This is a genomic window from Phyllobacterium trifolii (assembly GCF_014192095.1).
GTDB lineage: Bacteria > Pseudomonadota > Alphaproteobacteria > Rhizobiales > Rhizobiaceae > Phyllobacterium > Phyllobacterium trifolii.
Genome location: NZ_JACHXN010000001.1, coordinates 346,735 through 359,574 on the forward strand (window position 1 = coordinate 346,735; position 12,840 = coordinate 359,574).

Below are 12,840 nucleotides of genomic sequence, written 5' to 3' on the forward strand. Positions count from 1 at the left end.
AAACCATCATGACCACATCGATGCTCCCTGCCCCGTCGCTCGCCAAAGAAGTTGCCCTCCTCGCCGTTCTCGCGACGCTCTGGGGCGCGTCCTACACCTTCATCAAGATCGGCGTCGAAACCATTCCGCCGGTCACCTTTATCGCGGCGCGGACGCTCATCGCCGGCGGGTTGCTTCTGGCGATCATAAAGCTGCGCGGACTATCGCTGCCACGAGACCCTGTCATCTGGAAGCGCTTTCTGATTCAGGCCTGCATCAACAGCGTCGTTCCGTTCACGCTCATCGCTTGGGCCGAGTTGACGGTGAATGCCGGACTTGCAACGATCCTCAACTCGACGACGCCGATCTTCGCCTTCCTTTTGACCGTCCTGATCACGCGTCATGAAGCCGTGACGGCCCGTAAGCTCTTCGGCGTGGTAGCCGGTGTCATCGGCATCAGTCTCATCATCGGTCTTGAAGCGTTTCACGGAGTGGGCAAGGAAGCGCTCGCGCAACTGGCGATTGTGGCCGCGACAATATCCTATGCCGCGGCGGCGATCTTCGGGAGAGGTTTCAAGGGGCTCGATCCGATGATGCCGGCCGCCGGCTCGCTCCTCTGCGGCGCGGTGCTGCTCATTCCGGTCAGCCTCGTCATCGACCAGCCCTGGACCATCGTGCCATCGACACACTCGATCCTGGCACTGCTTGGCCTGTCGATTTTTTCGACCGCCCTCGCCTTCGTGATCTATTTCCGGTTGATCCACACGCTGGGTTCAGTCAGCACCACATCGCAAGCCTATCTGCGTGTGCCGATCGGCGTCGGTATCGGCGTACTCTTCCTTGGCGAAAGCCTCAATCCGACCGCTTGGATTGGCCTTGTCTGCGTCATTGCGGGCGTCGCAGCAATGACGCTGCCGACACGCCGGAGAGCGGCAGTCACATCGGCTTGAAAAAGCCCATCCCTAGAGGGTTTCAAGTTTTGACTGAAACATACCTTCTACCGCTATCTCTCCTTCATCCCATCCCGACCTCTCCGTCATCCTCGGGCTTGACCCGAGGACCCACACTTTCTGAAGAAACACGAACACAGCACTTTGATTTGAGCATCCCAATGGGTCCTCGGGTCAAGCCCGAGGATGACGGAGAGGGATGTGCATTTCAGTCGAAACCTAGTGCACTAGCTGTCGAGCGCTTCAGCAGCAGGCACGATACGCTCGCGCACCACATCATGCAGCTGCCGTACATAACCCGATCGTCCGGAGGGTGTTGCAGGGTCGGACGTCATCACAACCACAAGCGAGACGTGCGGCACCACATAGATCATCTGGCCGCCATAGCCCCATGCGTAGTAGACCGGCTTGCCGCTGGCGGCGCTGGACACAAACCAGCCAAGCCCGTAGGCGTCGCCCGTAAACGGTGAACTTGTTCTCGGCTTCCACGATTCCTCGATCCATACCTTCGGTACTATCTGCCTGCCACCGCTTGCGCCAGATGCCAAAAACATTTCACCGAATGCGCGCATGGCCCGGGGCGAAAGCAGCATGTCGTTGCCGCCGAAATAGATGCCCTGCGGATCGCGCGGCCAAGGCGGGATATTGATTTCAAGCGGTTTGCCCAGCCACTCCCGGGCGTTCTCCAATGTCGAACGTCCGGTTTGGCGCGTCAACAACGCTGAAAGAAGGTGAGAGTTGCCGGTAGAATAGAGCATCCCGCCGCCGGGCTCATCGACGAACTCGCGCGACAGGGCATAGCGGACCCAATCATTGCTTCCGACCCAGCGGCCATAATTTGGCCCCGAGGTGCGATCGAGACCCGATTGCATCGACAACAGATTGCCAATCGTCACGGCCTGCAATCTTGGGTCGGCGTCGCGCGGCAACTTGTCCGCGAGCATGGGCGCAATGGGTTGATCCAGCCCTGCGAACACGCGGCGATCGATGGCAATCCCAATAAGCGTCGCGATAATGGTCTTGGAAACGGATTTCACATTCACCGGCCGGTCGGCGGCAGGGCCGCGAAAGACGTGTTCGAGCTCAAGATCGCCATGCCGCGAGATGATCAGGGCATGGAGGGATGGGAAGCCGTTTGCCGCCTCCATGATGGTGTCGATGGTAGCCTTGTCCAACTTGGCGGCAGCGGGTTGGGACATGGCCCTTCGCGGTGCCATGGCGATAGCGGCAAGAGACGTGATCAGGAATGCCCGGCGGCCGATTGGAGACAAGTTTTTCATTCGCCGAGATTGATGAAAGCGTTAAGCGGCAGCAACACACAAGCTCTCACATGCATGTGATCGTGGACCTACGCCTCGATCGCATCAAGGAACGTCTGCACGCCAAGGGTCAGATAGGCTGTGTCGACGGAAAGAGGAATATAGGTATAGCCGAGACCAGCGAAGCGTTTTGCCAGCGCTGGCGTCGCAGCGTAGATCGCGCAGAGCTTGCCTGCCGCCTTGGCCTTCGCGGCGATCTGCGTCAGCGGTTCGATGATGGCCTCGGAAGCTGCATCCACTTCCTGCCCGTCACTCCAGGCTATGGAGAAATCCGACGGGCCGACGAACACGCCATCGATACCATCCACCTCAAGAATGTAATCGAGCGCCTCATAGGCGGCGCGGGTCTCGATCATGGCGAAGGAAAGCGTCTCATCATTCACCTCGCGCAAATATCCGCCGGAGCCGCCAGCGCCATAGCTCGCGGGGCGTCCGCGCATCTGGCCCCAGGAGCGTTCGCCGAGCGGCGGGTATTTCATCGCGGCTGCAAAAAGCTTTGCATCATGAACGCTGTTGATCATCGGCGCGACGACGCCTTCGACACCGAAATCCAGCGCGCGGCTCGCCATGTCGAAACGACCGACCGGAATGCGCACCAGCGCATGTTTTTGAGCGCTGCGCAGGATGCCGGTGAGCGCGGCGACGCTCGCCGTATCGTGCGGGCCATGCTGCATATCGAAGAGCACAGCATCGAGCGGTGTGCGGGCAAGCGCCTCCATGGCAAATGGATCGGTCAGATGCGACCAGCCAGAATAAATGATTTCGCCGGATTTCAGACGCGATGCGAGCGACATGGGAGATTCCTCGTGTGGTGTTTTGCGCGAGTATGGGAAGCTGAGAGCAGACTGGTCAAGGGCGATGGTGAAATTCTGACATTTGCCAAGCACGTTTGGAACGAATGCGTGACGGAATCGATTGTAAGATCGAAATCGTGTAAACTAACCGTGATGTGAGTCCTATCACCAATGCAATTATGGTGCAGATGACAGTTTTCCATGATGGAAACGAGCAGAAATTCATAGAAGAGACTGGGCTAAGAGACGAAATTCTCTACAACCTCCTGCTATCGCAGGATGAGAGCCAGGTTCTCATCGCTCTTTACGACCAAAATGATGTTTTGCGCTACGCCAACAAGGGCTGGCGGGCGGCCTTCCATCTGGCGCCGGGGGAGCAGCCGAGCTGGGGCGATCTCATGCGGCGCAACTACGATGCCGGTCTCGGGACAGTGCTCACGACAAAGAATTTCGAAGAGTGGTTGATATCGACTCAGTCGCGACGCGGAAAGATACCGTTTCGTGCCTTCGAGACAGATCTGGTCGATGGCCGCTGGCTCTGGATGACAGAGACAGTCCAGGCGAATGGCTGGATGCTCTGCATCGCCAACGATATCACGCCATTACGCACGGATGATCGCCGCTTGCGGCAGGACCGCGATCTCGCATTGCGTGCTTCGCAGACGGACGAGCTGACCGGCGTCGGCAACCGGCGTTTCATCATGACCAGGCTCGAAGAACTGACACGGCGCGAATTGCCAGCCGACGGGGTCGTCAAAGGCTGTGTTGCGGTGCTCGATATCGACCACTTCAAGGCGATCAACGATCGTTACGGGCATCAGGCGGGTGACCAGGTTTTGCTCGATTTCGCCCGGCACGCGCACAGTTTCGTGCGGCGGCTCGATTGTTTCGGACGGATCGGCGGTGAGGAATTCATGCTGATCCTGCCCGACACCCCGCTCGAAACCGGCATCGGCATTCTTGAGCGCGTGCTGGAGCGGATCAGATTGGCCCGCCCTTTGCAGAACTGGCCGGACCTTGCTTATACATGTTCGGTCGGGATCACGGCATTGCGGGCGGACGATACGGCACAAGACCTTTTCGCCCGCGCTGACCTTGCGCTCTATGAGGCGAAGCTCGGCGGGCGAAACCATATCAGCGTAATTTGACGTGATGAATGGACCATGCGCCTAGACTCGCTGCACAAGCCATGCGCCCCAGAAAAGGCTCGAAAAGAAACGCAAAGGGGCTTCGAAACGCGCAGCCGACAGAAGCGAAAATACGGCTTCTTCGGATACAGGCGGGTCAGCGCCTTGCAGAATCTTTGCCATTTTCGCCTCTATCCCGGAGGAACTCGCACCATGCAGCCGCCATCGCTCAGCCCATGCCGCCATGAGCAAGGGCTGAGACGCATATGTGCGATAGTTGCCCGCGAGCACGAATGGCGCACCCGGCTTCAGCCGTATCGATATCTGTTTCAGGACATCGGCCTTCATCTGCGCGCCCGGCAGATGGTGCAGCACGCCGATCATCACCGCCGCATCGAATGGCTCTTGTGCCGGTATGTCGGAGACGTTGCCCAGCATGCACTGCACGCGGGTTTGAATGCCGGCTTCGGCAATATTCCTCTGCGCAAGCTCCAGCATCGGCTCGGATGGGTCGACTGCGATAAAATCCCAATTTGGCCCGAGCTTGGCTGAGGCGATGATCTCGCCCGCGGTTCCTCCGGCGCCTACGACCAGAATTCGAGCCGGTCGGTCATGGCCGAGATGTGCAGCCAGCATGCAGGCGGTAAGTTCGTGGCATGCATCGTAGCCTGCGAGTGCGATGCGGCTTTGGCGCGCATATTCATTGGCACGGACTGCGTCGAACTTTGCAGCGGAATCTTCTGGCACGGGGAATCTCCAAACGGCCGAGGCGTCCTATGGACAAAAAGCCGCCCAGTGGGCGGCTTTTTGCGGTTCTAAAGGGCGGCAGGAAATCAGGGAGCACCTTCGATCTGCTGTATCGCCTCGATCATCAGTTCTTCCATCTTGCGGCGGATGCGATGGTCGGACGTGTCGATACCGGCAGCATCGAAATCCGCACGGATCTTGCGGAAGACATCGTCGTCGCCGGCTTCCTGGAAATCAGCCTTGATGACCTCTTTCACATAGGCGTCGGCGGCTTCATCGGCCTTGCCGAGCTTTTCCGCCGCCCAGATGCCGAGAAGCTTGTTACGCCGGGCCTCCGCCCTGAAACGCACTTCTGCGTCATGCGCATACTTGTTTTCAAAGGCGTTTTCGCGATCTTGCATTGTCATCCTCTCTTGCTCCCGCAAATTGTGTCGTTAACTAGTAATACAGTCATGTATCAGGCGTTTTTCAGGCAGGTCCCGATGTTTTTGTCTTTGTCGATTCCCATATAACCATTCCGTGCAAAATCAAAAGGCTCAATCGACCATCCCTGCATCGACTAGTTTCATATTGTCGTAGAACCAGCATATAACCCATAAAACGGGGGAGCTCCATAAAGGATCATTGTAGAATGCTTGCTTTTGCGATAGTTAGCGCGCCAACATGACGGCCAAGACCCAAGGCCGACCGATAACTCCAATACCAGAGAATCCGCAATGAACCGTCGCCGCCGTGTCTACGAAGGCAAAGCAAAGATCCTTTACGAAGGACCAGAACCAGGCACACTCGTCCAGCATTTCAAAGACGATACAACTGTGCTTCACCCCAAGAAAACCCAAGTAATCGACGGCAAGGGCGTCCTCAACAACCGCATTTCCGAATATATATTCACGCAACTCAACCGCATGGGCATTCCGACGCACTTTATACGCCGCATGAACATGCGCGAGCAGCTGATCAAGGAAGTCGAGATCATCCCGCTGCAGGTCGTCGTGCGCAACATCGCGGCCGGCTCGCTGGCAAAGCGCCTCGGCATCGAGGAAGGCACCGTGCTGCCCCGCTCGATCATCGAGTTCTACTACAAGAACGATGAGCTCGATGACCCGATGGTCTCCGAGGAGCACATTACGGCCTTCGGCTGGGCTGCACCGCAGGAAATCGATGACATCATGGCGCTCGCCATCCGCATCAACGACTTTTTGAGCGGACTGTTTCTTGGCGTCGGTATCCAGCTCGTCGATTTCAAGATTGAGTGCGGCCGGCTTTACGAAGGCGAAATGATGCGTATCGTTCTTGCCGACGAATTCTCGCCGGACAGCGCCCGCCTATGGGACGCACAGACCAGCGAGAAGATGGACAAGGACCGGTTTCGCCGCGATATGGGCGGCCTGATCGAGGCCTATCAGGAAGTCGCGCGCCGTCTCGGCATCATGAATGAAAACGAACCGACGCGGCCTGCGGGGCCCGTATTGGTCAAGTAACACCGGAGAAGACAGATCGATGAAGGCACGTGTCACTGTAACCTTGAAGAATGGCGTTCTTGACCCGCAGGGCAAGGCGATCGTCGGTGCACTCGGCAGCCTCGGTTTCGAGGGTGTCGGCTCGGTTCGCCAGGGCAAGGTTTTCGACGTCGAACTTGATACGAGCGACAAGGCAAAGGCCGAGGCGAATCTCAAGGCAATGTGCGAAAAGCTCCTCGCCAATACGGTGATCGAGGATTATGCGGTGGAGCTCATCTAGATGAAATCAGCAGTCGTACTCCTTCCCGGCCTTAACCGCGACCGCGACATGATTGCGGCGTTGACGAAGATTTCCGGCGTTGCACCGCATACGGTGTGGCAGACGGATACGGAAATTCCCGACGTCGACCTGATTGTGATCCCCGGCGGCTTTTCCTATGGCGATTATCTGCGCTGCGGCGCCATCGCAGCGCGCATGCCTGTGATGGAAGCGATCCGCGAGAAGGCGAACAAGGGTGTCATGGTGATGGGCGTATGCAATGGCTTCCAGATTCTGGTGGAAGCCGGTCTCCTGCCCGGCGCGCTGATGCGCAATGCCTCGCTGAAATTCGTTTGCCGCCAGGTGAAACTCGAAGTCACCAATGCCAATACGCCGTTCACCCGCGGCTATTCGCATGGCCAGATCATCCAGTGCCCGGTCGCGCATCATGACGGCAACTATTTCGCCGACGCCGAGACGCTGGCCCGCATCGAGGGCGATGGCCAGGTGGTGTTCCGTTATGCCGAAGGCACCAACCCGAACGGCTCGATGAACGATATTGCGGGTATCATCAACAAGAACGGTAACGTGCTGGGGCTGATGCCGCATCCGGAGAACCTGATCGAAGCGGCTCATGGCGGCACCGACGGACGTGCGCTGTTTACGGGCGTGTTGGGGATCGCCGCCTAGGCCTGTCGGTATTCACGCTCTGACGGCCTGCAAATGGCGTTTTTCTGCGCTCCGGTGCTCACGTACCTTTAAGTACGCTGCGCTCCGGTTCTCGAAAACCACGCCATATGTCTCGCTGCAGCGACTTTCCAAACAGGCTCTAAAGGCGATGTTTGTAGCTATATGCCCACCGCGTCTCGTCGGCGTTTTTAGCTGATAACCATCTTGATATTCTTGCCCGTCAGCCTTGCCAGCTGCTGCAGGCGGCCCTCCGGCACATCGCCGATCAGGTCAGCCTTGCTCTTGTCGATCACAAGCTCGAGCCCTTCCGCCGTCGTCTTCCAGGAAAGCTTCGGAACCACACCTGACATGGATGCGGAAAACGGATAGGTGATACGCATGATTCCGGCGAGAATCTTCGAATATTCCAGCAATCGCGGCGTGGCTATGGCAGCAAGTTCCGGATCGGCAACACTAGTGGAAACGCCCTCATGCCGGAAGAAATTGGCGAGCGCGATATAGGCGCGTCCGGGATGATCGATGCCGATGAAGGAGGCGTTTGAAATCATGTTCAGCGCCTGGCTTCCGCGATAATCCGGATGCGCGCGCCAGCTGATATCCGCAACCAGACAGGCGGCGCGACGATAGCGTTTTTCATCCTCGGTTTCATCATAGCCAAGGGCGGCAAATGCCTCCCCACTCCAGTCTGCCAGCTCCCGTGCGTAGGACGGAGACCGGGCACGTAGAATAGCCAATTCGTCTGCTGCCGAGATCAGCGGGTCTTCCAGTTGCTCGCTCTCCGACAGGAGCGAGTAGAGGAAGCCCTCGCGCACGCCAATCGCCGAGAAGACGACCTTGGAGGGCCGCATCAACCGGATGGTTTCGAGAAGGGCTATGGCACCGTAGGACAGGAGCGAACGGCGGTTTTTGGAGACGTCCTCGATGCCGCGCATATAATCGAGATCGCCGGCCGCAACGAGCTTGAGGAAGCGTTGGGCTTCATCAAACGGGATCTCATAATGATGCATGACATGGAGCGGGTAGTGTTTTGCGCTCATGTGCAGCTTGGCGAGATTTCGCCATGTGCCGCCAACCGCATAAAAAGCCCTGCCCTTGCCATTGCCGAGCAGCTTGGCCGAGGCGAGATGTTTCCTTGCAATCTCCACAGCCTTGTTCAGATCGCCGTCGGACATGTCCTGCAGGCGCAATCCGCCGAGCGGAAGGGTGATGCCATCACCAATCTTCCTGCCCTTGACATCGACAAGCTCAAGACTGCCGCCGCCAAGATCGCCGGCAATGCCGTCCGGATCGTGGAAGCCAGAAATAATGCCAAGCGCGGAGAAATAGGCTTCTTCCCTGCCCGAAAGAACCTTTATCGGCTCCTTGAGTAACGCCTCGGCTTCCCGGATGAATTGTGAGCCGTTCTCAGCCTCGCGCGCTGCAGCTGTCGCCAGAACGTCCAGTGAAACTGCCCCGGCCTGATCGGCCAGCGCGCGAAAACGACGCAAAGCACGCAGCGCGCTTTGTACTGCCTTCGCATTCAGCTTGCCGGTTTTCGCCAGCCCCTTGCCGAGGCCGCAGAGTATCTTCTCATTGAATAGAACGGTGGGAGACCGGTTTACGCCTTCATACACCACCAAACGTACAGAGTTCGAACCGATATCGATGACAGCAGCTGGTTGACGCCCCTGCACGCGTCCTTGTGCAGCCGATATCATGCAGCCTTATTTCTCTTTGACCGCTTGCGATGCGCAATCAATCGCGGTGCTGAAGACTTCAGCGACTTGCCACGGCCTGAAAGGCTGGGATTTGTCATGAAATATTCCTGTGCGTTAAAAGCTTCTTCCCCGTCAGCAGGTGTGATCCGGCGCGACGTTCCGTCTGCTAGTAACTCGTAACTCTGCTGATTGTCGAGAAGGTTGGCCAACATAATCTGTGAAAGAACCTGTTGATGCACTGTTGGATTGGTGATCGGCACCAGCGTCTCGACGCGGCGATCGAGATTGCGGGTCATCATGTCGGCGGAGCCGAAATAAACTAGTGCCTTTTCCGACGGCATCGCTTCGCCATTGCCAAAGCAGAAGATGCGGCTGTGTTCGAGAAAGCGTCCAACGATGGATTTCGCGCGGATATTGTCAGAAAGGCCTGGAAGCTGCGGGCGCAGACAGCAAATGCCACGCACGACGAGATCGATCTCTACCCCTTGCCGGCCCGCGTCATAGAGCGCGTCGATGATTTCCGCGTCGACCAGAGAGTTCATCTTCATCCAGATCGAAGCCGGCCGCCCGGCTTTGGCATGAGCGATTTCCTCGGCAATGTGCTGCATGATGCGCGGGCGAAGCGTGATCGGCGAAACGGCAATGCCCATCTCGCCGGAAGGCGGCGTGTAGCCCGTGATGAAGTTGAATATCTGCGCCACATCGCGACCGATAGACGGCTCGCAAGTAAAGAATGACAGGTCGGTATAGATCTTCGCGGTGATCGGGTGATAATTTCCCGTACCCAGATGCACGTAACTGCGCAACTTCGCCTCTTCACGGCGCACGACCAGAGACATTTTAGCGTGGGTCTTCCATTCGATGAAGCCAAAGACGACCTGTACACCGGCACGTTCCAGATCGCGGGCCCAGCGAATATTGGCTTCCTCGTCGAAGCGGGCCTTGAGTTCGATAAGCGCCGTCACGGACTTGCCGGCATCGGCAGCATCAATCAGCGCACGCACGATCGGGCTGTCGTTCGAGGTACGATAGAGGGTCTGCTTGATCGCCACGACGTCCGGATCGGCTGCAGCCTGTCGCAGGAACTGGACGACCACGTCGAAGGATTCATAAGGATGGTGAACGACGATGTCCTTTTCGCGAATAGCCGCAAAACAATCGCCGCCATGCTCGCGCACGCGCTCGGGGAAACGTGGATTGTAGGGAACGAACTTCAGATCGGCACGCGGGATGCTGACGATTTCCGAAATCATGTTGAGCGCAAGCAGTCCATCGAGAACGCTGATGCGATTATCGGGAACACCTAGCTCGGTGGCGACGAAACTGCGCAGTGATTCCGGCATTTCATCGTCGAATTCGATGCGAATGACCTGACCGCGACGGCGACGCTTGAGCGCGGTTTCGAACAGGCGCACCAAATCCTCGGCCTCTTCCTCGACCTCAATATCACTGTCGCGGATGATGCGGAAAGTACCGGCACCTTTAACCTCGTAGCCGGGGAAAAGCCGGCCGGTAAACAGGCTGATCGCATCCTCAAGCGTGAGGAAACGGAAACGTCCCCTGTCATCCGGAATTTGGATGAAACGCTTTAGTGCCTGAGGCAGACGCAGCAAGGCTGTCATTGGACGATTGTCGGTGCTCCGGTTGAGGAGCATGGCGATCGAGAAACCGAGATTGGGAATGAATGGAAAAGGATGCGCCGGATCGATGGCAAGCGGCGTCAGAACCGGATAGATGGTTTCAAGGAAATGGTCTTCCAGCCAGGACTGCTCATTGGCGGTCAACCTGTCCGGACGAACGATCTCGATGTTTTCCTTCAGCATTTCCGCGCGCAAATCATCAAACCGGTGCTGCTGGGCAATCTGCAGCTTCACGACCTCATCGAGAACGAATTCAAGCTGTTCCTGGGGGGTGCGCCCATCGTCGCTGCGGTCTGAAACGCCAGCGCGTACCTGCCCTGCAAGACCGGCGATGCGCACCATGAAGAATTCATCGAGATTGGCCGCCGAGATGGAGAGGAAACGCAAACGTTCAAGCAATGGCTGATGCGTGTTCTCGGCTTCTTCCAGAACGCGGCGATTGAACTGCAACCAGGAAAACTCGCGGTTAACGAAGCGATCGACGCTTGCGTGCAAATTCGCCAGATCCACTTTTTCCAGGGCTTGTGGAATCGCAGTCGAATCCACTTTTTCCAGGGCTTCCGGAATCGCGGATGATTGTTCGTTCATTGGTATTCTCCGACAAAAACGTCCTGTTAAAAATGGAGACCATTCGGCGCCTTTGGAAATGGTCTTAGTATCCGTCTTGAAACTCTACTGCGGCGGTCATCTGACACGATTTTCTGCGCTTTCGGTGCTCACGTACCTTAAGTACGTTGCGCTCCGGTACTCGAAAACCACGCCATGTGTCTCGCCGCAGCGACTTTTAAGACGGACACTTAGGCGCTCACCCTAGACAAGTCTTTTGACAGTTTGATAGCAAGCGTCTTGAAATCGTCATACCAGTCAAATCGCACTCTAGGGCATCGGTATTGCGAATGACAGTCTTTCAGAAGGCACAACATTTTTCTTTGGGCACCGCAAACGTCTTGTCTGCGACCTCACGACGGGGAGTAAGGCAAAGCATCGATCTTGGCACCCCGCCATCTGCCGATATGTCAAAAGAGACGCGAATGACCACTTCGAACACAGACGCTTCTAATGCGGTCATGGCAATGTGGCGTAGGTGTAACTGAAGGAACGGAGGCTAAGATGAAGTGTCTGCGCGTTTACTCGACGGCCGACGGCGAGTCCCATTTCGATGAGGTCGAAATCCCGACAACCTCTCGACAGGTTCACCCTAATGCCGCTGCATTCGAAGTGTCAGCGAAGTACGCGGCGTCGGGCATCCGCTTCACTCATATTCCGGCGGGTGCGCGACAGGTCGATTGGCATACAGTGCCGGAGCGCGTGCTGACAGTGAGGCTTGATGGAGCTGCAGAATACCAGACAAGTGACGGAGATGAGAGGCACGTACCGGCCGGTAGCTTCGTCCTGTTTGAGGACGTGTATGGCAAAGGACACAAATCGCTACATTCCCCGCAAGAACAGACAGTGCTCTGGATTAGTCTGCCGCAAGGTCTCGAGAACCTCTGAACTTACTTACTTGTTAAAATAATTATCAAATTTAAGCTAAATTACACTTGGCATATTAACAATATCTGACAGATTGCCTCGACAATAGACGAAGATAATGGTCATCTATCAGCGGGGCAATGAATGCCCGTGGCCGGGACCGGCCGAGGGCAATGTTTAATCCGATGCCCAAACCTTTGATTGGACTTTTGATAACGTATCGGCGTTAACCTATTGGAATTCTTGCTTGAATGCATGAACTTCACTGGAGCGGCTATGGAAAAATTTATTTCCGTTCTTCGTGCCTTCGTCCTTATCGCACCATTTTTTGGCATCCCTTCGGCGCATGCCCAAACATTAAACGTCGGCCTGACAATTGTGCCCGCAGATCGCGCTGTCGTAACAGACGGGGCCCGAAGGCCCGACACCAAACGCAATGGTCATGTTCGCATTGTGGAATATGTCTCCCCGGGCTACGCAGCCATTCCAAAGTCCCGGCAAAAGGCATCGGCTTTTACTTTGAAATAAACCATTCAAGCAGTCCGGTTTGACTGGATAATTGACCTCCCGGCGGGACGCCTCCAGGATTCGCACTGTTTCGCGAATGCAGCGACAATACTGCGACATAGAACGCGTTTCCTTTGCGCGCCTTTTGTTTTAAGACAAAGCGAATGGGCGCTATGCGCGCTTGGCGAAGATTTCAGG

Annotated in this window: 13 protein-coding genes; 7 read left to right on the forward strand and 6 right to left on the reverse strand. The window is 56.7% G+C overall.

Annotated elements, in window-relative coordinates; all coding sequences use genetic code 11:
* Nucleotides 1–8 precede the first annotated feature (8 nt).
* On the forward strand, nucleotides 9–929 hold the full coding sequence (locus FHS21_RS01750; protein WP_112530815.1) for a DMT family transporter: 921 nt from the start codon (nucleotides 9–11) through the stop codon (nucleotides 927–929).
* Between the two features lie 227 nt (nucleotides 930–1,156).
* Here FHS21_RS01750 and FHS21_RS01755 read toward each other — a convergent pair whose 3' ends face one another.
* Together FHS21_RS01755 and FHS21_RS01760 are read right to left on the reverse strand one after the other, a co-directional pair.
* The gene (locus FHS21_RS01755) at nucleotides 1,157–2,209 is read right to left on the reverse strand and encodes a serine hydrolase domain-containing protein (RefSeq protein WP_112530814.1); all 1,053 of its coding nucleotides are present in this window, start codon (nucleotides 2,207–2,209) and stop codon (nucleotides 1,157–1,159) included.
* Nucleotides 2,210–2,277: 68 nt separating this feature from the next.
* Nucleotides 2,278–3,042 (reverse strand): HpcH/HpaI aldolase family protein, encoded by a 765-nt coding sequence (locus tag FHS21_RS01760; RefSeq protein ID WP_112530813.1) that lies wholly within the window; start codon nucleotides 3,040–3,042, stop codon nucleotides 2,278–2,280.
* A gap of 188 nt (nucleotides 3,043–3,230) precedes the next feature.
* On the opposite strand from FHS21_RS01760, the gene FHS21_RS01765 reads away from it, so the two are divergent.
* Nucleotides 3,231–4,190, forward strand: coding sequence for a GGDEF domain-containing protein (locus FHS21_RS01765; protein WP_112530965.1), 960 nt, complete (start codon nucleotides 3,231–3,233; stop codon nucleotides 4,188–4,190).
* A gap of 21 nt (nucleotides 4,191–4,211) precedes the next feature.
* Here the strand turns inward: FHS21_RS01765 and FHS21_RS01770 are convergent, their stop codons facing one another.
* Together FHS21_RS01770 and FHS21_RS01775 are read right to left on the reverse strand one after the other, a co-directional pair.
* Nucleotides 4,212–4,916 carry a class I SAM-dependent methyltransferase gene (locus FHS21_RS01770; protein WP_112530812.1) on the reverse strand — a complete coding sequence of 235 codons (705 nt, stop codon included), beginning with the start codon at nucleotides 4,914–4,916 and terminating at the stop codon, nucleotides 4,212–4,214.
* An 86-nt stretch (nucleotides 4,917–5,002) separates the two neighbouring features.
* A complete protein-coding gene (locus FHS21_RS01775) occupies nucleotides 5,003–5,323 on the reverse strand; it encodes a DUF1476 domain-containing protein (protein ID WP_112530811.1) in 321 nt (106 codons plus the stop codon).
* A gap of 309 nt (nucleotides 5,324–5,632) precedes the next feature.
* Here FHS21_RS01775 and purC point away from each other — a divergent pair, with 309 nt between their 5' ends.
* From purC to purQ, 3 genes are read left to right on the forward strand one after another with little or no spacing between them, the layout of a single operon-like run.
* Complete coding sequence (purC, locus tag FHS21_RS01780; protein ID WP_112530810.1) at nucleotides 5,633–6,397, forward strand: phosphoribosylaminoimidazolesuccinocarboxamide synthase; 765 nt, start codon at nucleotides 5,633–5,635, stop codon at nucleotides 6,395–6,397.
* 19 nt (nucleotides 6,398–6,416) lie between these two features.
* A complete protein-coding gene (gene purS, locus FHS21_RS01785) occupies nucleotides 6,417–6,656 on the forward strand; it encodes a phosphoribosylformylglycinamidine synthase subunit PurS (protein WP_112530809.1) in 240 nt (79 codons plus the stop codon).
* Complete coding sequence (gene purQ, locus FHS21_RS01790) at nucleotides 6,657–7,325, forward strand: phosphoribosylformylglycinamidine synthase subunit PurQ (RefSeq protein ID WP_112530808.1); 669 nt, start codon at nucleotides 6,657–6,659, stop codon at nucleotides 7,323–7,325.
* Nucleotides 7,326–7,513: 188 nt separating this feature from the next.
* Here the strand turns inward: purQ and ppx are convergent, their stop codons facing one another.
* Nucleotides 7,514–9,022: an exopolyphosphatase gene (gene ppx, locus FHS21_RS01795; RefSeq protein ID WP_112530807.1), complete on the reverse strand. Its 1,509-nt coding sequence runs from the start codon at nucleotides 9,020–9,022 to the stop codon at nucleotides 7,514–7,516.
* Entirely contained in the window at nucleotides 9,019–11,250 is a 2,232-nt protein-coding gene (locus FHS21_RS01800; protein ID WP_112530806.1) for an RNA degradosome polyphosphate kinase, read from the reverse strand. Before FHS21_RS01800 ends, ppx begins: the two co-directional genes overlap by 4 nt.
* Before the next feature lie 522 nt (nucleotides 11,251–11,772).
* Between FHS21_RS01800 and FHS21_RS01805 the strand changes: the two genes are divergently transcribed.
* On the forward strand, nucleotides 11,773–12,156 hold the full coding sequence (locus FHS21_RS01805; protein WP_112530805.1) for a cupin domain-containing protein: 384 nt from the start codon (nucleotides 11,773–11,775) through the stop codon (nucleotides 12,154–12,156).
* Between the two features lie 255 nt (nucleotides 12,157–12,411).
* Nucleotides 12,412–12,663 (forward strand): hypothetical protein, encoded by a 252-nt coding sequence (locus FHS21_RS30400; RefSeq protein ID WP_112530804.1) that lies wholly within the window; start codon nucleotides 12,412–12,414, stop codon nucleotides 12,661–12,663.
* The last annotated feature ends 177 nt before the right edge of the window (nucleotides 12,664–12,840 follow it).